The following is a 19,224-nucleotide window of genomic DNA, read 5'->3' as shown; positions in this document are numbered from 1 at the left end:
AGCGAAAAATCAAAAAGTGAGCTTAACATCTGAATTAAAAAATAGAAATTCACCTATCAGGAGATGGTTTGACTCTAGACTAAACCAGACAGTTATTAAAATGATTACTAGCCATAACCAGCTATTAGAAAATCAAGAAATTATCAGGCCAGTTGATGGTGTAGATTTTCCATTAATAGGAAATGCGATCGCCAAAGCACTTGCTAAGTATCTAGGAAGCATTTATGAAAATAAAACATGGTTTACTAATTGTCTTGCTCAGGTTGGAGCGAAAGTCCTCAAAATAGAATATGCTTTCGACTATTGCATTACAAATTCCAACTCACTTGAAGAAGAAGCTCTAAAGTGTATGCTGTTGGGTGCGTTAGAAAATTATGCACGCAGCCGTAACATACATGAAATTATTCAACCCTTTCTACAAGGAGAAAAAACCCTTCAACTTGAACCAGAATATTTCAAAAAATGGCTTCCTAGTATTCAAGATACATCTCAAATTATCGGTATTTTACCCCGTACTTGGCAAACTGTAGCTAATCAAGTGAGTGGAAATATCACCTGCAATGCTTCATACCCTTTAAGTGAATATCTTGGAGGTGCTGATTGCCAGATAATCGCTGGAAATACTCTTATTGATGTACGAACAACTGCCAAGAAGCGTCCTTTCTCTCTAGAAAATTTTTATCAACAAATTAGTTATGTTCTGCTTGATAGCAATGACACCTATCGTATTAATCAACTAGTCTGGTTTTACAGTCGCCAACAATCGGTATTCTTCTATCCCACTAACAAAATATTCCGCGACTTGCGAGCAACAAGAGAAGAATTTAAGAAAATGATTCTTGATAATTATGAAACAAATAGACTAGCAGAACAAAATAAGTGTTTATATCTTCCCCAGGAAGGATAAAAAGATGATTCAAGACTTTCAACTTAATCCTAGCTTCAATATTTACTTTGATAGTATGGAGTATTACGCCAAGATCCACTTTGATGATGCTTTTGAAACTGAAGCAGAAGAAATTGCAGCAAGTGATATTAGCACTCTTGCTACTAAAGTCTCTAATCGTTGGCGGCAGTATCTTCTAAGTATTGCAAATAAATACAAACAGTAATCGACTAATTAGCCCTCTCCCAGCAGAGGGTTAACTTAACGAATAAAAATCAAAATTTGCTCGTTTAAATACTATGAAATTAGGTTTCTATCCAGTACTAGGTAAGAGCGATTTTGTCAGAAGCAAGGGTGAAAAAATCCCGATTTGGCAGTTGCTTGAATATCAGCCTGCGGGCTGGCTATACTCACTCGCTACAAAAGCAGAAATTGTTCCAGATAGTCTGATTATTCATGACTGCGGATCGTTTAACTACCGCGACCAAGATATTCCTACTCTCAACGGTAAATATGTTGATGCCCACTGGTCTATTTATAGATATCGAGAACGTTCAAAAGTCAGCGATATTATTGTTTGTCCTGACCATTTACTCGTAGGAGAAAATATTAGAGAACGGCAAGAATATAACCTTCAACAAGCAAAAATATTTATGCAACTTGCTAAAAGTTATCTTCCCAATAGAATCCCCCTAGCAGTCATCCACGGGCAGTCTCTGAGTGAACGCCTTGAAGTAGCAAAATATCTTCTGGGACTAGGATACCGCCATCTTGGCATCGGTGGCCTTGTTCCTCAGGCGAGGGAGTATTCAACTAACTTATACATTGTCAAAACAATCACTGAGGTTGTGCGTTCACGAAGTGACTCGGAACGAGTATCGCCGTTCGCGAAGCGTGTCCGACAGGACAAGGCGGACGTTTCGCCATCGCGCAGCGACTCCGCAGGAGTATCGCACGAGCCAAATGTTCATCTACACGTTTTTGGACTATGTTCGCCCCAGTATGCCAAAGCTTTTACTCAGATGGGATTATCCTTTGATGGTTCAACTTTTATCCGAGAAGGACTAGGCGGTGGGATGTTCGTCAGCAATGAGGAAAAACTAATTCGGATGCCAGCCTACTGCACGCCAAAGTGCAACTGTCATGTTTGCAGGGTTCTCCACCGACATAGGATTGACCCTCGGCTGACAAACAAAGGGCGGACGCATACTATGGGAAGAATCGCCCACAACCTCAATCTAGCGATCGGCACTTACAGAAAATTCATTCCCAAGGAAAAAATCTACCTGGTTGCTGGATGTGGCAAGCAGCTTCCCTACTCTGCTGCCGCCAAGGATTTATATTGTTCGCAGCACTTTCAAGCTTGCCGTCGCTACGTAGAAGAAAAAGAATCAAGATGGTATATCTTGTCACCTTTACATCAAGTTCTTAACCCAGAAACAATCATCAAGCCCTACGATAAATCCCCCTATTCCTTATCTCATAAGGAACGTATACTATGGGCGGAACAAGTAGCAGAAAACCTCATACAAGTTGCATCTTTGGAAATAGAGTTTGTATTTTTGACAGGCAAGCTTTACAGACAGGAGGTAACACCCATCTTACAAGCGAAGGGATACGAGACAAAAGTACCCATGCAGCACCTAGCCATTGGACAGCAACTTGCTTGGATAAAGAAGGAACTGGAGCAAGAAAAACAGCTTGTTTTAAATATTTAACCCAGCAGTAATAACACCAAAATGATTTATGGAGACTACAAAGCGAGTAATTAATATAAGTGGAAAATTCGGTAGTTGGACTGTATTAGAAAAACAAGGAAAGCAAGTATTGTGTAAGTGTGATTGTGGAATTCAAAAACTTGTTTACAGTCACACTCTCACCAATGGCCGCTCAACTAACTGCGGTTGTAAGAAAAGAAAAGAATCTATCCCAGTTGGGGCAACTTTTGGCAGACTAACAGTGATATCTGATATAGAAGTTAAGGGGAAAAGGGGTGAACTACTCCTCCTTACCTTATGCAGATGCGGAACCCAAAAATATGTTAGTAAAAATAGCTTAAAAAGAGGGCTTACGCAAAGTTGCGGATGTTTGCAACGGGACAGCCTCAAGACTGATAAGACTATCCACGGTCACTGCAAAAGCCACGAGTATAACTCCTGGTTACACATCAAGCGCATCTGCTATAACAAGAACCACCATCAGTACAAATATCATGGCAGGTGCGGAATTGAAGTTGATGCATCCTGGCGTGATAACTTTACCCAATTTCTAAAAGATATGGGATTAGCACCCGAAGGAACAGTCATATCTCGTATTGACCAAGAGAGTGACTTTGCTCCTGGTAATTGTTTATGGATACCCAGAAAAGAACATTATCGTCAAATACATGTATTAAGAAGAAAAGAATTCTTTGTTTCTCAAACTTTACCCAAAGCAGTCGTTACCAATAGTGAGATTAATGTTTCACCAAACATTGTTCGAGCAGTCATCAAAGATCATGCAAATGGTGAAGCCAACATGAATAAACTTGCCACACAATATAAAATTAGCACTCAAGACGCAATAAATATTATCCTTCACCACGTTTAACTATCAATTTATTTTTAACAAAAGTGCGCCATCGAATTAAAAAGGCGCACTTTTTATTTTATAGCAAGCATTTAGTTTTAAAAAGCGCATCAAATTGATAGTAGATTAATTACCACAGTTGTTACACACATCAGCAAGGTAGACATTGATTATAAGTGATTTAGAAAATAATCACTAATATCTAAAGTGTTGTACCTGAGTATAAAATTTACTGCAATGAATAATATTTGCAATTTGAAACCAAGTATTCATACAAATACGGAATCATTGTTCAGTAGACAAAGTAACTAAACTTTCTACCACAGACGAAGTTATCAATTAGCTGAACAAGCAAAGCCTCAAGTCAAAATTATAAAACTTGCACATGATAATACACAATGGCTCTTATATCTGGTTTCATGCAGGACAAACTGCTAGATGGGGAACTATAAATGCGATTAAAGCATTGCCATACCTAATGATTGCATACCAAATCGACGGACAATGGTACAGTGACCCATATTTTTCACAATCTAAAAACTTAGAATATAAACCAGTAATCCCTATAAGTTCAGCAATTATTCATATACCAAAAATAACAGTTGAGTTACAACCAATTGTTCAATTATGTGCTGGATTTAGGAACAAAAGAATTCATAGTCTTTGGGTGGTTAATGCTCCCGCTCAGGTATTGAAACATATATTAGAGTGCAGCCAATGGGACAGTATATCACTCAAGCAACTACTAGCAACTTTGCACGAATTAATTCTTTATGGCTATGAAGTTAAAATACTTTCCGCCAAAAAGGAAACCATATCCGCTATCGAATGGATGGAATAATAATGAATAATAGCAACCAACAACTCACACTTTACTATCCTTGTGCAATTCAGATTTTAGATCAGTTTGTACAGACAATATCAGTTGAGTTTTGGATACAGAATCCAATAAACGAAAAATGGAATCTAATACCATTTAAAAATGGTGATAGCACCATCTCGAATTATACATATGCGACAACATCACAGATAATGAAATATCTCAATGAAGAATATCCGTCTATAGAAGATTTTTTACGAGCGAACAAAGAGAAAGGTGTAGACTATCCCATTCGACATAAAAGAACTTATCTTACAGTTAAGGGTGCTGCATCTCACAAACTATTCTGGGCATGGACAAATCCTCAAACTAATAAAATTGAACGCATCCATTGGCATCCTTTAGCTATAAAAGCAAAGACAAGTGAAGATGACCAAACTGACTACTCAAATATAACTCCAGTCAAGATTGTAAATGGAAAATTAATCACACTTGAAAAGGACAATTTACCATCAAATAGAGCAGCTTTTTCGGAGTTTCTTGCAGACAGAGAAGAAAACCTCCGCCTTGCACTTGAAGCCCTAAAATCACCCAATCCTGATGCCGCACTCGAACTACTGGCCATCATGGAAGAAATATCCAAAGACTGCTTCTACGCCAGTTGGATTATGGGCAATGGATACAATTTAGAATCAATTCTTAAATCATGGGATGGCACTAGTAACGTCAGCTACGGTAGTGGGGAAATCACACATCAACAATTAGCACTAATGCGTGTTCTTTGTGAATTATCTCAAGGTTGGTGGTTTTGGGATGAAGATAAGGATACTGGCGTAATTTTCCAAAGTTAAAATTACAGGGGAATCGCCTAATTATTTAGGCTGGGAGTCTTGCGATCGCTGTACACGATCGAGAATGCGCTTACGATTAACAGTAGCGCATTTTTTATACCCAATATACAGAAGAAGGCCGCCCTAGAAATGCCTGTTCGCTCTTTGCGCGTGGTTAAGACTTTGGGGTGGGCGATGGAAGTGGACAGACTTCCATAGCGTGAATCAAGCCGTGTTCAAAGGTGAATCGATGGCCTACGTGCTCATCGGCAAGAACAGATCCAGCCAAGTCACGCACGACTTGATGTACATCGACCAAAATGCGCCCGCCCTCCTCCGAGTAAAAGGAAACCGGCTCGACGTGCGGATTGATCTCGCTCCATTGCTCCGTCCAGTAAGCGCGAACTTCTTCAGTCCCACGGACAAAACCGCCTTTGAACGCTCTCGGCCAAACCACGTCCGGAGTCATGAGGACAAGGGCAGCGTCAATGTCTCGTGCATTGAAGGCTGCATACGCCGCACGGAGCAGCTCGATTTCTGGTGCTCTTTGATCTGACATAAGCGGTATGGTGAAGCAGATGCAGTAAGGACTAATTTAATAATTTATTGTACAGAGTTTAGCTGAAGCTTTTTTTATCGACACTATCATGCCTGATGTCAGGTTTATTTCGAGGATTTCCTGTTTTTAATTCTTCTATTGTAAGGAAAGTTGTTTTATACCTACATTCAACACTTCAAAATGAATTATCTATATTTTCAATAAAAATTCCTAATAATGTTCAGGTTATACTTACAACTCCATATCGCAATTCCGAGTTGGAGAAAATTGATATTGCCTTTGCCTTGCAGCCGCTATTTCAAAAGAGGTATCAAATTCCGTAACCTTTGTTCCAAGTTTTAATTCCTCGTATAAAGGCACACCATCACCATCATTATCACTAAGAAGAATCTTGGTCATGATATGAGCCGGGGCAACTTGCGCGAGGCGATTTACTACATTAGCAACGAATTCGTTAGATGCTTCGCAGCCATTAAGGAATCTAATCAAAGCATCAGCAGTAGCCTCAGTCATCTTAGCTGGATTTTTTACCCCCGCTTCCAGAATAAAGTCATCGTAAATAGCTTTCTCGCTATCAGTAAAATTTTCCTTGCAAGCTTGTTGGATAATTAATTCAGCCTGCTGTTGTTGATTTAAAATTGTCATAGTGGTTTTTAGATATTGTTAAAGGAGTAACAGATATGACACATTATGTTTGCGATTTATATGGCAATACAAACTGGAATCTTCCAATAGAAGAAGTCACTGCTAGAACATTCAATACAGAACAAGAAGCCGAACAATGGTTCAAAGATAAGTGTTCTGGTAACAGTATTGAATTTAGTGGCTTCCATGACACTGAACGCTACGTCACAAACTGGGTTTCCTGCGACGGTAAAGAAGTTGGTGAAATCACTAAACGCCCTAGTTCCAATGAATTCTAATTAGGAATTCAGAAGATTGTTTGTACCAGACAATTTTCTCCATCAAATTTAACTCCATATTAAATGACACTCATAGACGGACAATTAATACGAGAACACGTAAAGCAAGAATGTCAAAAATACAAATCGATTTTTCAAGCATCTCAAAAAGAAGTAGCAATCATCAGATTTGAGGCTTCAGAAAATGCCAGCAACGGACTAAGAGCTAGATATGAAGCAGCCAGAATCTCAGCAGAACAAAAAGTAGCAACGTTCAACGCTATTGGCATTACTCCCAATTATATTGTGCTGTCACCCAATATTGCAGTAGAGCAATTTGACAACATTATCCAATCCATTAATGAAAATAGTAAGGTAACTGCTGCTATTGTTCAATACCCAATTCCAGCTAAGTTTACAAGTTCAATTGGGCTATTAGAACCACAAAAAGATATAGATATCATCCGCAGACAAAGCAACAATTTCTTTGAAAGTTGTGCTACTGCTGAAGGAATCGCCAGAATTGTTGAATCCTACGCACAAAGGGATTCCAATGTTGCAGTTGTCGGCGGAGGTGGCTTTGTGGGCAATGGTGTCATCAAATATTTAGAAGCAAGTAGAATCAGCTGTTTCTGTTTGGAAGACGGCGATGACTTGAGTAGAACTCAAGCAGCTGACATTGTGGTATCTGTCACCGGAAGACAAGGAATTTTCACTCCCTATGTACTCCCGTCTCATCGCTTGATTGTCGATGGTGGCTTTACACCTACTGCTTCTGGTGCTGCTGGCGATGTAGATCGCAGTGCTTACAGAATCCCCCAAAACATTACGCCCGTCCCTGGAGGTGTTGGCCCGATAGAAATGGCAATTTTAGCAGAACGTTTGGTAAAAATGGATTTGGGCGTAGAACTTGGGAGATGGAACTACCAGCAATTACAGCAAGAACAGATGCAACGCGCTACTATAATTGCCCCCGTAGCTAGAGTGTTCTTCGCACAGCAAGCAACTGCCAACCCTCAATCCATTCGCACAGAGAGAGAAAACCTATTTGTCTTGGAAGGCAGTAACTACCAGATCCGGTTCAATAGCACAACGCAAAGTTTAACTGTTGCCAGAACCAATGAAAAGCTAACGTTAATTCGGCTATCTCTTGCAAGTAATCAAATTGAAACCGCTAGAGGTATAACAAACGAGGACGTAACAAGATGGCAACAAATTCAAGCTGCGATCGATTCAACAACAACGCAATCAAATGATAGAGGTATGGAGCTTTGAAATTATCAATCATCACTGCAACATACAATAGACCTGTGCAGCTTGCATCTACTGCACTGCCAAGCATTCAAAGTCAAACTGACCACAATTTTGAATGGATCGTCATCAATGATGGGGCTAATCTTGACACCAGAGATATTATCACCAGGATTAGGGCAAAAGCTGATTTCCCTATCATCTACATTGAAATGGAACACCCTGACCCTTACAGTGGCTTTGGCTTGTGCTACGCCCGTAACTTGGGACTAGATGCAGCTGGTGGCGACATTGTTTCATACCTGGACGATGACAACAGCATAGCTCCTGAATTTGTTGCCTCAATGCGGCAGTACTTTAAACAACATTCCAATATTCGATATAGCATAGCAAGACAGCAGCGCCGCCGCGATGTCATCCGCAATGGTAGTGTTGTTCGTCAAGGAAAGCCGTTTGTTTCACCTAGTAATTGCTGCTCCTTACAGCAGCTTTTATGGCAACAAGAGATATTCGACAGTAATGGTTTCGTCCACTACCGAAGCAATGCTCCTAGATGGAACCCCTTGTTTCAAGTATTCGCAGACTACGAGTATTTGCTGCAATCTGCTTGCATTTGGGGTGAAAGTGGCTTTGGTTTCAATGACAGCATTCTTGTTAACTATATCCAGTCTTCTATTGGTATTATTGGTAGTTCTAATTATGAGCAGTGGGCAACTGAGCTATCGCTAATTGTCACTAATCAAGCTAACTATTCCATCCTTAAAGACAGTATTGTTGAACGCTTAGAACAGCTTGTAGATAGTTATATTACTAAAGCAGAAATTTCATTAACGCCAAAAGCATTTACGTTCTGACAATATAAAGCAGAGCATCAATAGTATAGCAATAACCAAAACCACTACTTTGGACTAACGCCTACCTGCTAAAACAGCAAGTAGGTATCTTTTTATGAACCAGCCTGAATGGTTAGAAGCAAACAAGCAGGTTTATTCCAAAGAACATGGTGTTATCCATATCGCCGCCATTATTGAGAAAAACCTTTACTTTAAAAAGGGTAGTTTAAACCAAATTATTTTCGACTGGGAGCATGAGGTAAATAGTGGTAATTTATTACCTCTAAACCAAGCACCAACAGGTAAAAGCATTCTCTACCAAGAGATAGCTGCTATACTTGATGGATCTGGAAAACTACAAAGCTGCGAAGTAATTCCTGCTCAAGAAGCTAAACTTTATCCCATCCCAGATGATATTCACCCTCTAGTTAAACTAGCCCTAAGCAAGTCAGGAATCAGTCAATTATATTCTCATCAAGTCGAGGCATGGCAAGCTTACAAAAAAGGAGAAGATATAATTCTCCAAACTCCTACCAGCAGTGGTAAAAGTATCTCTTTTCTCATTCCAATCATTCACGAGTGTCTAAAGGGTAAATCAGCTTTAGTATTTTTTAACTTGAAAGCACTTGCATTTGACCAGGTAGAGAAAATACGTTCCTTTGTTAGCCACTTAGATGAAAATATTCGCCCTCAAATTCTCAATATTAATGGTGATATTCCTCCCCAGGAGCGCAAACAACTTTACAGCAATCAACCCTCAATTTTATGCGTGACTCCCGATGTATGGAACCACGAACTTAACAACTTTCAATTTGATTCAAATTGGGGATTTAGAGAAACAATCAGAAAACTTTCAATCATTGTCTGTGACGAAATGCACTTTTATCAAGGCATATTTGGTTCGCATTTTGCACTACTTAATCGGCGAACTCAACTTATGATAGAGTCTGTCGGCAATGATATTTCAAAATTACAATACATCTTCGCTTCTGCAACAATTAGTAACAGCAGCGAAATTGCCCAGAAGATATCTAATCGAGAAGAACAAAGTAACCTTGCTATTATTGACCAAAGTGGGGCAAAACGCTCGGAGATTACTTTTATTAGTCTCAAACCACGGAACAATACATTTTACCAAACTGCCCAAGTCGCAGCTATGCTCGTAAGTAAAGGCATCGTCGGGATTTGTTTCTGCGATAGTAGGGAACTGGTTAAGGTTTTAACTAATGCCATACGTAAAGCTTTAATCGAGATGCAACTGCCCCATCTGGGAGAAACTATCTCAGCATTTTATGGGAGCATGAAGGCAAATCAGCGTAACAAAATTATTGCAGATATACAAAGCGGGAAGGTCAAGTTCATTATATCCACAAGTGCTTTGGAGGCGGGTTTAGATATTGGGTCTATTGATGCAACTATCGTACATAGTTACCCTGGCTCAATTCTTGCCTTTCGCCAAAGGGGAGGACGTGCAGGGAGGCAGGAAGCAGGACTATTGGTGTTTATTCCGTCGAAAAGGTCGATTATGGATTCTTACTACGCCAATTACCCAGAACGCCTTTTATCTGATCCTCCAGAAATTATCAACTTTAACCACAATTATGAAACAACTTTGGAGCAGCATATTCTCGCTTGTTGCAAAGAAAGTAAACCGACACAAGCTCAAATTGCCCGACATTTCGGTAATTCTGGTAATGCGATCGCCCGACAGTTAATCGGTGATAATCAACTAATCTTCAGCTACAATCAAAGACTGACAACTAATCGAAATCTCGGTTATGTCCACTCAAAAATTAAAGTTAGAGGCAACACTGACCAAAACATTAGTTATATCAATCAAGATAGCGCAGAAGAGTTTGAGGAAAGTTCGGCATCTTCTGCACTAAGAGAAGTTTACCCTGGTGCCATATATCTTGCTCAAGATTTCGACGGCAACCCCGTACAGTATAAATCACAAGAACTAAATTTAACTGAAGGGAAAGCCATTCTCAAGCCAATTGAAGCAACCAATTTATTTAGTCGCCCTGAAGGAAGCCTAAATTTCGAGGAAATTAAAATTGTAGGGGAAGCCAAAATTATCAATCTTCCCCAAGGGGCTGCTAGATTTACACCTGTTTCAGCCAAAATCAAAGAAGAAATTTATGGCTACAACTTGTACAGACTGGAACAAAAATGGACTTGCACTAATAACAGATGTCGCAATTTCAATTTAAACTTACCTGGACACTTACAAACTTGCTATGCTTGTAAAACCCAACTGATTGAACGAGAATCTGTCGAACTTTTGGAGGAAAATAAATACGAAGAATCACTTGCTCTTAACTACAATACATTCTGCGTTAGGGTTGAAATTAACGCTGATGCAAGAAAATATTTTTCAGTTGTGGTCAAAAATCACAGAAAAGAGATACTTAACAAACAGAAATATATTACCAATGAGGAGAAACAACTATTTGAAAGCAATGAAACCCAAATTTGCGTTCATACTCTCGCTCATCACCTTATACTCAGTTTACCACTTGTCGAACATGGAGCAAACAGTCGAGATATAGATTTCATGTTAGTAGAAGTGCCGTCTAATACTAAGATAGTTGGCTATTTCTTTGATACTTGTGAACATGGTACAGGTATGTGCGATACCCTCATCAAGTATTTAGAGACTGCCTTTATTAAGGCAAAGTTTCTAGTCGATAATTGTCCTTGTAAATACGGCTGCTCTTCTTGTACAACAATTCAACGCTGCCCTGATGATAACGAAGCACTGTTTAAATCAGTTGGGTTATCTCTACTAAAGGAAATAATCAATCCAACAGAGACAAGAACTATTAATCAATAGTTAAGATAATCCTATCCAGCTTGGGTAGGATTATTTTTTTAGTAATTCAACCACATACATCGCTTACGCACAAGATTGATGAAAGTTTTGAGAATAAGCGATGTACGTCGAACTATTAGCTGATTCACATCTAAACCCTACAAGATTTAAAATTATTCACGCACCATCATATTTACTTACAGAAACAAATTTCCAAATAGGAGATTTTGTCGAGTCGAAGAATATTGATTTTATTATCAATCATGCTGTAAATCTAGGGTATCAGGTGAAAATATCCCATCCGGAAACCCAACAATATAATAAATATCCTCTTCCCGAAATTAGTGATGAACTAGCCGATTTAATAATTAATTATCCATCAGACTTAAAACTGCGAACTAATGGGATGGTTTTTGAACAAAGGGCATATTTAATGTCCAAGGTTTACGATGAAGTGTGCCAAAATCTTGAATCAAAAGCTCTTTTAAGAGAAGCAGAGTATTGGCTGATAAATTACGCACGAGAAGTAATTGCCAAACAATGTCATTACTTACCAGATATACTAATGAAATTAGATAACCCAACTGTGAGAGCAATGGCAATAGATACACTCATGCTCTGGCAACCAGATTGGAACAAGGCTATCTCTCAATATAGAGGAAGTAGATTTGAGGCTGGCAATAATGAATTTGAGGTTATCAGCTACTATCACAATCAAAAAAATAAGGGTAGGGAGGGAATAATGGTACTGTGCAAAGTAACAAAAACCATGAATAACTATCTTGAATTTCCCACATTTCCTTGCAATGCAAACTGTACTCTTGGGACTTATCAAGTCGAAAATGCACTTAACAAAAGGTTAGCTTAAAACATAATCGCCATCTGAAATATTTATATTAGAAAAAATCAATTACTACCAGTAAATTACTGGTAGTAATAAAAAAGATGTTCAGATGACGCTTTGTGTATCATCTGAGAGTGCGATAAGCGAAGCTTAAGCCTTCGGCTATCGCAAATGTTGGATTTGTCAACACAACCCAAGCTCGACTTTATCCATTTGAAGTTGGAGCCATTCTCAACGGTGTTTGGATTGCAGCCAAGGAGCTAAACTTTTTCACACATATGATGTTATACCGCCATCCAGAAAATTATAGAAAAAATCTGGTAAGCCAGAGCCATTGTTATGTAAAGGTTCTAGCATTTGGATAAAGTCGAGCTAAGCGTCCCGCCGATAATTATTTGGGGTTCTTTTTCTTTTGCTTGTACCGCTCTAAATGGTCAGGGAAAAAATCATTCATATCGTAGAGTCTAAAAGGGTTAGGGTCATCATGTAAGAGACTCCATCCCTGATTGCTAGCTTTTCCGTCAACAGTGCAGGTAAACCATGAATCTTCCCACTTCATGGGCAATATTTCGATCCGCTTACCCTTCTCAACATACACAGTTGCGTTAGGTGTAGTTTTGATAATGCTGCTAGCGATCTCGCTAAGAAATCTTGCAGGTGAAAAAATAGCTTTATATCCAAAGTGTTGACCAAAGATGCACCCCAGTTCGTAAAAATCTAGATCCTGTCGTTCCTCTGTCCACCCATCACACATACATCGATACCGATGATGTAGCAAATCTCGCTCGACAGCTAGCACACCAGAACGGACTAAGACTTCTACACCATATTTTTTTGTTGCAAGGGAAGACGGTTTCAACCCTACGAGTGCATAAGAATAGTCAATATACCGTGTATCTTTCACCTCAAACCCCTTATATGGGGTGGTATTAGCTTCCCAGTCTAAATCCCAGGTACATGAAGTTTTCCCACCCCCACCGCCAAACAAGTAGTTCTCATCTTGAAAAAACGCTCTAGCCATTTCATCAAGGGATGGAACATAATCACTAACAGATTTATGCCCCCATCTCTCCTCAAACTGGTTAGCGTAAATAACATTAAAGCGAATATCATCGCGATGATGTTTGAAATCTAATACAAGCAGCGTCAGGCACTCCTCAAACAGCGACGAGCCATCAGTTGCGATATGGATAAACTCAAAATCAGTAAATCCTTTTCCCTTGAAAACAAAGGTATAGACAGGCTTATCTCCCCGTGAAATGTAATCCATGAACGTATCATCTTCATTCTCAATATGCGCGAAAATGGCGGCGATGCGGTTGAAGTTCCGAATTAGAAACCGGAAGATTCCGGTTTCACAGGTTACACTACCTGTTTTCACGATCGTCATGCCGTAGGGGGTTTGATAGTTGGCTTGTCGGGGCTTGTCTGACTCTAAAGCCAGCGCATATTCCACCAAGGCTGATGTAACTACCATCGAATCATTGATGAGTCCGGGACGGTGTTTGCGAATTGTCTCAATTGCCTTGGCAATCTCGTCATTCTGGACAACCTGTAAGCGAGGGCGTGAAAGTGCCATCATAACAACTTCTTTTTTGTACTCATTTTGAACTATTATACTCAAAATGAGTACAAAAAAGAAGGTTAAACTCAGATATTGCACCTAGTCAGGTAAACACGTAAAAAACAAATGAAGATAGCAAAATATTACAGCAGTTGAAGAAGCACGACTAAGTATAGCTCCGTAGTTAAATAGACTAAACAAGGCAGGGATACTACATATTCAGCAACAAAAACGACTGGTTGTTGGGATGGTGCTGGGAGCATCATCGGCAAGAGATATGCTCAACATAAAATTGTCAAAGAAATTTGCTATATGTGCCATTAAGGACTGGCAATTGGGGGTAATTTCTACGTCAAGAGAAATATAAAACAAATGATGGGTAGAGTTCGCATCATTCAAGTAGAACCAGAGCCAACAGAAATGAAAACCACTACATAAACTAACGCAATAAGCGTGCAGGAGTCATTTAATAAAAAGTTTTATGAACTCATGCACGCCCAAATCCGTCATTTGGTATCTTCACTTGACAACTTACCCGAAGAATGGCGAATCGTCCCTACCTTTGGTAAACGTCCTCTAGGGAAAGAATGGGAAAAAAACACTTACTCTCCCAAAGAACTACAAACTGAACTCATCCGCCGTCGGCTAAAAGTTTGGACAAATAACAGATTTATCACACCCACTGGTGTAGCCTTGGTTTGCGGTTTCAATCATCCCCAAGGGTACTTAGTAGCTATTGACTGCGATGGGGAAACATCCTGGCGACAAATCATCCAAATTAACGAACACTTAGAACCAAAAGAACTTAACCAGCTAACACCCATCAGCGAAACTCCTACGGAATCGTTACACGATCGCGCTCAACAATATCTCCCTCCCACAATTGCATTTACCTCTGGGAGGAAATATCGCAGCCAACGCTTATACCTCATCCCAAATTCAAAAGCTTGCGATGTCAAATCTCGCAAAATCAAAACTGGGAAGGACGAACACCTGGAATTTCGAGGCAAAAACCTAGCTTCAATCCTCCCCCCGTCCTTTCACCCAGAAGGTAGAAATTACAAATGGCTTCCCGGCTGTAGTCCATCTGAACGCCAAATAGAAATAGCTCCCGATTGGGTAATTGCCCAAATGCTTGCCAAACAGGAGAAAACAAGAAAGTTTAACCTACCCAAAGAAAAATATAACCGCAGATATGGGGTAGACAGGTACGCTCATTTAATTCCGTCAATAGAAACCAATATTCAAACCGCACTTGTGCTACTCGAAGTCATCCACCCTCGATTTGCAGATGATTACCATTCGTGGATTCAAGTCGGGATGGCACTTCATAGTGTTAGTCCCATTTTATTTAAGGCATGGGACACCTGGAGCCAACTTTCTCCTAAGTACAAACCAGGCGAATGCGCCTACAAATGGCAGTCTTTTAACAAGACAGGTATCACTATCCGCACCTTATTTAGATTAGCTAATCTCTCTTAATCATGAGTAATCAAACATCACCTGACGATAATGCAACTGGCTTTGAAGATAGCTATAGCAGTAAAGATTTTAATCTTGATATTCAGGACAGTCTAAATTTAGAAGAAACATTAGATGAATCAGTAAATACTGAAGTTATAAGTCAAGATTCATCTAGCGGGATAGTTTTTACGAAAACCGCCATAATAACAATTCAGTTAACACCAAATTCTGAGAAAGCAATTGTAACAATTGGAATTCAAGATGCACCTCCGATTATTAAGATAATTCCTCTAGCTGAGATTAAATCTCAGCCTATCATAAATAACTGGCTACAGGATTTAGAAACATCTCTCCCAGGAATGTTAAATATCTGCAAACAAAGGATGGAAAAGCAGACTACAGAGCAGAATCGACAGGAGCAATCCAGACAAGTACAAAAGCGTAACCTACCTGAAGATAAAGATAAAAATCCTGCACCTAACAACCAACTGTCACTATTTTAATACCATGAAGTACATTGCTATTATTGAAGGACAAGAAATTCCTCTTGATGAGGCGATCGCCCAGGATGACAATACTCTCAAAACAGCCATTAGCGTCTACTTTCCAGAGTATGCTAATGCCGAAATTGAACGACAAACAACTGATGATACAATTTCAATTCGTTTAGTAAAAAAAGCAGGTACTAAAGGAAGTCAATTTAGAGAATTGAAAAACAGTTTTGAAGAAATAAATCCTGCACTAAAGTTAGGATGGCAGATAAAGCTTCTAGAGATAAACAGTCAAATTAGCCTCGAAAATTTAATTACCTTACAACCTGAGATAGATAAAGCTATCAAGCTCGGTCAATCTTGGGAAACGTACAGCGAAAAAGTTGCTCAAAGCCTTAAACAGCAACCTGCTATTACGAGTAAATATCCTGTACTGTAATCACAAATTTATAGCCGCTATAACTCGTAGCGGCTGATTCATTATGCTTGGCAACATCCACTCATTCAAAATACCTATTACTTCTCTAACAGCAATTAATTACCTAGAAAATCTTTCCGAACGAGTGAATATTTTAAGTCTGTATCAAAGATTATTTCCAGAAAAATGGTTAGAATCAACCATACCTATTAATAAACAATCACATCCAACTAGTGCTTACCTAGATAGAGAAATTGAATTTATTAATCTAGTGAACGAAAATCTATTTCCAGTAGAATATATCGATGAAATCGAGTTTAATCCCGAACGTGATAGTATTCTAGTTTCACCACAAAGACTTGAGTGGTGGAATGAAGATTTTGAGGAACTGGTATACTCGGAGAAGTTCCTACTTTCATTAATGGGGCAAGGGTACAATATCAGCCAATGGAAACTAAATTTTGGTTTTACTCCTGACTACATTGCTCCAACAGAAGAAATTTACTTCGAGAAATTTGTAAAGCTGTGTCGTCGTTACAAAAGTCCCCTGCAATATTTAGATATAGCCATACGAATTATAGATTACTCGACTGAAAATATTTGGCTAGATATTACGTGTGAAACAAGCGATTGGCTGGAATGGACTTATGAGAATATCATATTTCTCGCTCAAAAGTGGCAAGAAGCCGTCTCGATGATAGAGAAATCAAATGAGGTTAGCCATTTGTTAGAAACATCTCTTTCTGCTCGAAAAGCAGCAGTGAAAATTTGGAATCAAGCATCAAAAGCATGAATGTAGACACAAATATCTTACCGATAATTAACTTAGAAAATATCTCCCAAATTCTGCTAGCCAATATTCCCCAAGATGATTTACTAGGGCAGTTAATTATCCTCAAAGGACAGTTTATTTTAGTCGAACGCGAAGGCAAAGAGTCTAAATATAAATTCTTGTCTCCTGAAGCAGTAGAGAAAGCCTTTACAAGTAAAACTGCCGCATCTGGATGGCTTTCTAGCAACACGATTTGGTGGGGTAAAAATCCAGAGGGAGAAGCCATTATTCAGTTTTACTCTCCCCAAAAATATCAAATTCAAATTATGGGACAGGAAACTGAAGTAATGACTGTCCCTATGCCTGCATTCTTATTTGCTGGATGCGGTAGTAGATATTACCTGTGGGCAGTTAAAGGGAGGGTATTTAAACCAGACGCACAACTGTACAAGCCGCCTCTAGCTAACGTTTGGGAAGATTCTAGCATTTGCTTTGGGGGAAATTCTCTCAGTATGTGCAGTGCTGCAACCATAAGCCAAGTTTGGGATCTGTTCTGGAAATCACCTTTTAACAAGGATTTGTCTCAAGGCAAGTCAAAAACTCATCCCGATAATATCTGCAATCAGCTAATCAAATTACACGAATCTAAAGCTAAATCCTACCCTTCAAGTGACCTTGTTCCCGTTCATAGCTGGAAAGTCACAACCCCAGAAGACATTATCAATCATTTGTTCAGTTAACCATGAATCCTTTTATCGGTTATCACCTCGCTACAAGTAATAACTTTCCTCCTTACAGCCAAAAACTCCAGGAATACTGGCTGGCTGCAAATGGGCTTTTCTTGCGATCGCACCGCCGCGAGTTAGAGGTTTGCTTGCAACTAACTCAAACTCAAGTCGCTGGACTCCAACCCCTTGAACCCTACTTTCGTCTGAAAGTCCCAAAAGTTCCTTGCCAAGCGATCGCGGAGATTATCAATGCTGCTAGTATCAACCCCCAACAGGAAATCTTATTCTACTTGGGAGTGACAAACAACCAATGGTGGTGTCACACACCACTGCAAACCTCGTCCTCTACTCATGTCTTATCTTTAGAAAGCGCACTCAATAAAAACTATACAGATGGCTTAGTGGAAATGCACAGTCATGGAACTCTAGCTGCTTATCCTTCAAGTGCAGACAATCAGGAAGAAAAAGGCAAATTTCGAGTGTTCGCAATCGTTGGCACACTGAATACCATTGCCACAATTTATACCCGCATCGGGATATACAATCACTTTTTCGACATCAACCCCAATCAAATATTTGAACTGCCGCCACAGGTAAAATGCTTGAATTAACTACTTACCAACAAGCTTTACCCGTCTTACCTCGCAATCATACTCGTATCAACTTCGTCTTAGTAGGAGTAGGAGGAACAGGCGGGTTTCTTGCAGAAGATTTATGTCGAATTATTCTGCAACTCCAGCGCACTAGGAAAGAAATTAACTTTGCGATCGTTGATGGCGATACTGTCGAACTCAAGAATATCAGCCGCCAAAATTATCAACAGGCTGAAATTGGGCTACCAAAGGCAGAAACACTGGCTGCAAGATGCAGTGCCAAGTATGGAATAGAGATTACAGCTGTTTGCGACTGGTTTGAAGAAGACATGATTCGCACGGCCAGTTGGTGGAACACTCTAACGGTAATTATTGGCTGTGTAGATAACAGCGCCGCCAGGAGCAAAATTCACTCTGTTCTCAAAATAAACAGTGCAAATGAACCCGCATCGCTATTTTGGCTGGATTGTGGAAACAGCAACTACTCTGGACAAGTAGTAATTGGAACGCACTCTAATTTTGATATAGTCCAAGCTTCCAATAACCCAGACAAACCTCAATTCTGGTTGCATCTTCCCTCCCCGGTGCTGGTTCACCCAGAACTGCTAGTTCCTCAGCCAGAAGAACTTAGCGACAATAACCTTTCATGTGCAGAAATTCAAGCACGGAATTATCAATCACTATTCGTCAATAAAATGACGAGTGCGATCGCAGCCCAGTATTTACTTGAATTAACCCTCACTGGGGGGTTGAAAAAGTTCGCCAGTTATTTTGACCTCAAAGCAATGTCAACCCGAAGTTTATATACAAGCATCGACCAACTTAAAAAATACTATATTCCGCAAACAAATTACCACAAATAGCTTACGCATATATATCCCAAAAA

21 protein-coding genes are annotated in these 19,224 nt (G+C 39.6%); 18 read left to right on the top strand and 3 right to left on the bottom strand.

Annotated features, from left to right (window positions below; all coding sequences use genetic code 11):
* The first annotated feature begins 100 nt into the window (after positions 1 to 100).
* From H6G08_RS07780 to H6G08_RS07755, 6 genes are all read left to right on the top strand, one after another.
* Positions 101 to 907 carry a hypothetical protein gene (locus H6G08_RS07780; protein WP_190540197.1) on the top strand — a complete coding sequence of 269 codons (807 nt, stop codon included), beginning with the start codon at positions 101 to 103 and terminating at the stop codon, positions 905 to 907.
* A 4-nt stretch (positions 908 to 911) separates the two neighbouring features.
* Positions 912 to 1,112 (top strand): hypothetical protein, encoded by a 201-nt coding sequence (locus H6G08_RS07775; RefSeq protein ID WP_190540195.1) that lies wholly within the window; start codon positions 912 to 914, stop codon positions 1,110 to 1,112.
* Positions 1,113 to 1,263: 151 nt separating this feature from the next.
* Positions 1,264 to 2,604: a DUF6884 domain-containing protein gene (locus H6G08_RS07770; RefSeq protein ID WP_242046097.1), complete on the top strand. Its 1,341-nt coding sequence runs from the start codon at positions 1,264 to 1,266 to the stop codon at positions 2,602 to 2,604.
* Between the two features lie 28 nt (positions 2,605 to 2,632).
* Complete coding sequence (locus H6G08_RS07765) at positions 2,633 to 3,475, top strand: hypothetical protein (RefSeq protein WP_190540191.1); 843 nt, start codon at positions 2,633 to 2,635, stop codon at positions 3,473 to 3,475.
* A 364-nt stretch (positions 3,476 to 3,839) separates the two neighbouring features.
* Positions 3,840 to 4,295, top strand: coding sequence for a hypothetical protein (locus tag H6G08_RS07760; RefSeq protein WP_190540189.1), 456 nt, complete (start codon positions 3,840 to 3,842; stop codon positions 4,293 to 4,295).
* A 2-nt stretch (positions 4,296 to 4,297) separates the two neighbouring features.
* Positions 4,298 to 5,125 (top strand): hypothetical protein, encoded by an 828-nt coding sequence (locus H6G08_RS07755; RefSeq protein WP_242046096.1) that lies wholly within the window; start codon positions 4,298 to 4,300, stop codon positions 5,123 to 5,125.
* Positions 5,126 to 5,279: 154 nt separating this feature from the next.
* Here the strand turns inward: H6G08_RS07755 and H6G08_RS07750 are convergent, their stop codons facing one another.
* Together H6G08_RS07750 and H6G08_RS07745 are read right to left on the bottom strand one after the other, a co-directional pair.
* Complete coding sequence (locus H6G08_RS07750; protein WP_190540185.1) at positions 5,280 to 5,663, bottom strand: nuclear transport factor 2 family protein; 384 nt, start codon at positions 5,661 to 5,663, stop codon at positions 5,280 to 5,282.
* Between the two features lie 231 nt (positions 5,664 to 5,894).
* On the bottom strand, positions 5,895 to 6,308 hold the full coding sequence (locus tag H6G08_RS07745; protein ID WP_190540183.1) for a hypothetical protein: 414 nt from the start codon (positions 6,306 to 6,308) through the stop codon (positions 5,895 to 5,897).
* A 35-nt stretch (positions 6,309 to 6,343) separates the two neighbouring features.
* Between H6G08_RS07745 and H6G08_RS07740 the strand changes: the two genes are divergently transcribed.
* The 5 genes from H6G08_RS07740 to H6G08_RS07720 all read left to right on the top strand — a co-directional run bounded on the left by H6G08_RS07740 (position 6,344) and on the right by H6G08_RS07720 (position 12,332).
* Complete coding sequence (locus H6G08_RS07740) at positions 6,344 to 6,586, top strand: hypothetical protein (RefSeq protein ID WP_045873833.1); 243 nt, start codon at positions 6,344 to 6,346, stop codon at positions 6,584 to 6,586.
* Positions 6,587 to 6,649: 63 nt separating this feature from the next.
* Positions 6,650 to 7,840 (top strand): bifunctional 5,10-methylenetetrahydrofolate dehydrogenase/5,10-methenyltetrahydrofolate cyclohydrolase, encoded by a 1,191-nt coding sequence (locus H6G08_RS07735; protein WP_190540181.1) that lies wholly within the window; start codon positions 6,650 to 6,652, stop codon positions 7,838 to 7,840.
* Positions 7,837 to 8,670: a glycosyltransferase family 2 protein gene (locus H6G08_RS07730; RefSeq protein WP_190540179.1), complete on the top strand. Its 834-nt coding sequence runs from the start codon at positions 7,837 to 7,839 to the stop codon at positions 8,668 to 8,670. The genes H6G08_RS07735 and H6G08_RS07730 overlap by 4 nt, the downstream gene beginning before the upstream one ends.
* Positions 8,671 to 8,764: 94 nt before the next feature.
* Entirely contained in the window at positions 8,765 to 11,485 is a 2,721-nt protein-coding gene (locus H6G08_RS07725; RefSeq protein WP_190540177.1) for a DEAD/DEAH box helicase, read from the top strand.
* 100 nt (positions 11,486 to 11,585) lie between these two features.
* On the top strand, positions 11,586 to 12,332 hold the full coding sequence (locus tag H6G08_RS07720; protein ID WP_190540175.1) for a hypothetical protein: 747 nt from the start codon (positions 11,586 to 11,588) through the stop codon (positions 12,330 to 12,332).
* Positions 12,333 to 12,699: 367 nt separating this feature from the next.
* Here H6G08_RS07720 and H6G08_RS07715 read toward each other — a convergent pair whose 3' ends face one another.
* Positions 12,700 to 13,932 (bottom strand): hypothetical protein, encoded by a 1,233-nt coding sequence (locus tag H6G08_RS07715; protein WP_190540173.1) that lies wholly within the window; start codon positions 13,930 to 13,932, stop codon positions 12,700 to 12,702.
* A gap of 429 nt (positions 13,933 to 14,361) precedes the next feature.
* On the opposite strand from H6G08_RS07715, the gene H6G08_RS07710 reads away from it, so the two are divergent.
* From H6G08_RS07710 to H6G08_RS07680, 7 genes are read left to right on the top strand one after another with little or no spacing between them, the layout of a single operon-like run.
* Positions 14,362 to 15,354, top strand: coding sequence for a PriCT-2 domain-containing protein (locus H6G08_RS07710; RefSeq protein WP_096585302.1), 993 nt, complete (start codon positions 14,362 to 14,364; stop codon positions 15,352 to 15,354).
* Between the two features lie 2 nt (positions 15,355 to 15,356).
* Positions 15,357 to 15,839 (top strand): hypothetical protein, encoded by a 483-nt coding sequence (locus tag H6G08_RS07705; RefSeq protein ID WP_190540171.1) that lies wholly within the window; start codon positions 15,357 to 15,359, stop codon positions 15,837 to 15,839.
* A gap of 4 nt (positions 15,840 to 15,843) precedes the next feature.
* A complete protein-coding gene (locus H6G08_RS07700; RefSeq protein ID WP_053458034.1) occupies positions 15,844 to 16,266 on the top strand; it encodes a hypothetical protein in 423 nt (140 codons plus the stop codon).
* Between the two features lie 43 nt (positions 16,267 to 16,309).
* Positions 16,310 to 17,038, top strand: a complete 729-nt coding sequence (locus H6G08_RS07695; RefSeq protein ID WP_053458035.1) for a hypothetical protein — start codon at positions 16,310 to 16,312, stop codon at positions 17,036 to 17,038.
* The gene (locus H6G08_RS07690; RefSeq protein ID WP_190540169.1) at positions 17,035 to 17,757 is read left to right on the top strand and encodes a prokaryotic E2 ligase family D protein; all 723 of its coding nucleotides are present in this window, start codon (positions 17,035 to 17,037) and stop codon (positions 17,755 to 17,757) included. Before H6G08_RS07695 ends, H6G08_RS07690 begins: the two co-directional genes overlap by 4 nt.
* Positions 17,758 to 17,759: 2 nt before the next feature.
* On the top strand, positions 17,760 to 18,356 hold the full coding sequence (locus H6G08_RS07685) for a Mov34/MPN/PAD-1 family protein (protein WP_190540167.1): 597 nt from the start codon (positions 17,760 to 17,762) through the stop codon (positions 18,354 to 18,356).
* The gene (locus H6G08_RS07680) at positions 18,344 to 19,201 is read left to right on the top strand and encodes a ThiF family adenylyltransferase (protein ID WP_190540165.1); all 858 of its coding nucleotides are present in this window, start codon (positions 18,344 to 18,346) and stop codon (positions 19,199 to 19,201) included. The genes H6G08_RS07685 and H6G08_RS07680 overlap by 13 nt, the downstream gene beginning before the upstream one ends.
* Positions 19,202 to 19,224 lie beyond the last annotated feature (23 nt).

It is taken from the genome of Calothrix anomala FACHB-343 (genome assembly GCF_014696435.1).
GTDB classification, from domain to species: domain Bacteria; phylum Cyanobacteriota; class Cyanobacteriia; order Cyanobacteriales; family Nostocaceae; genus Aulosira; species Aulosira anomala_A.
The sequence above is the reverse complement of the archived record's forward strand: the minus strand, read 5'-3'. Positions and strand labels throughout refer to the sequence as shown.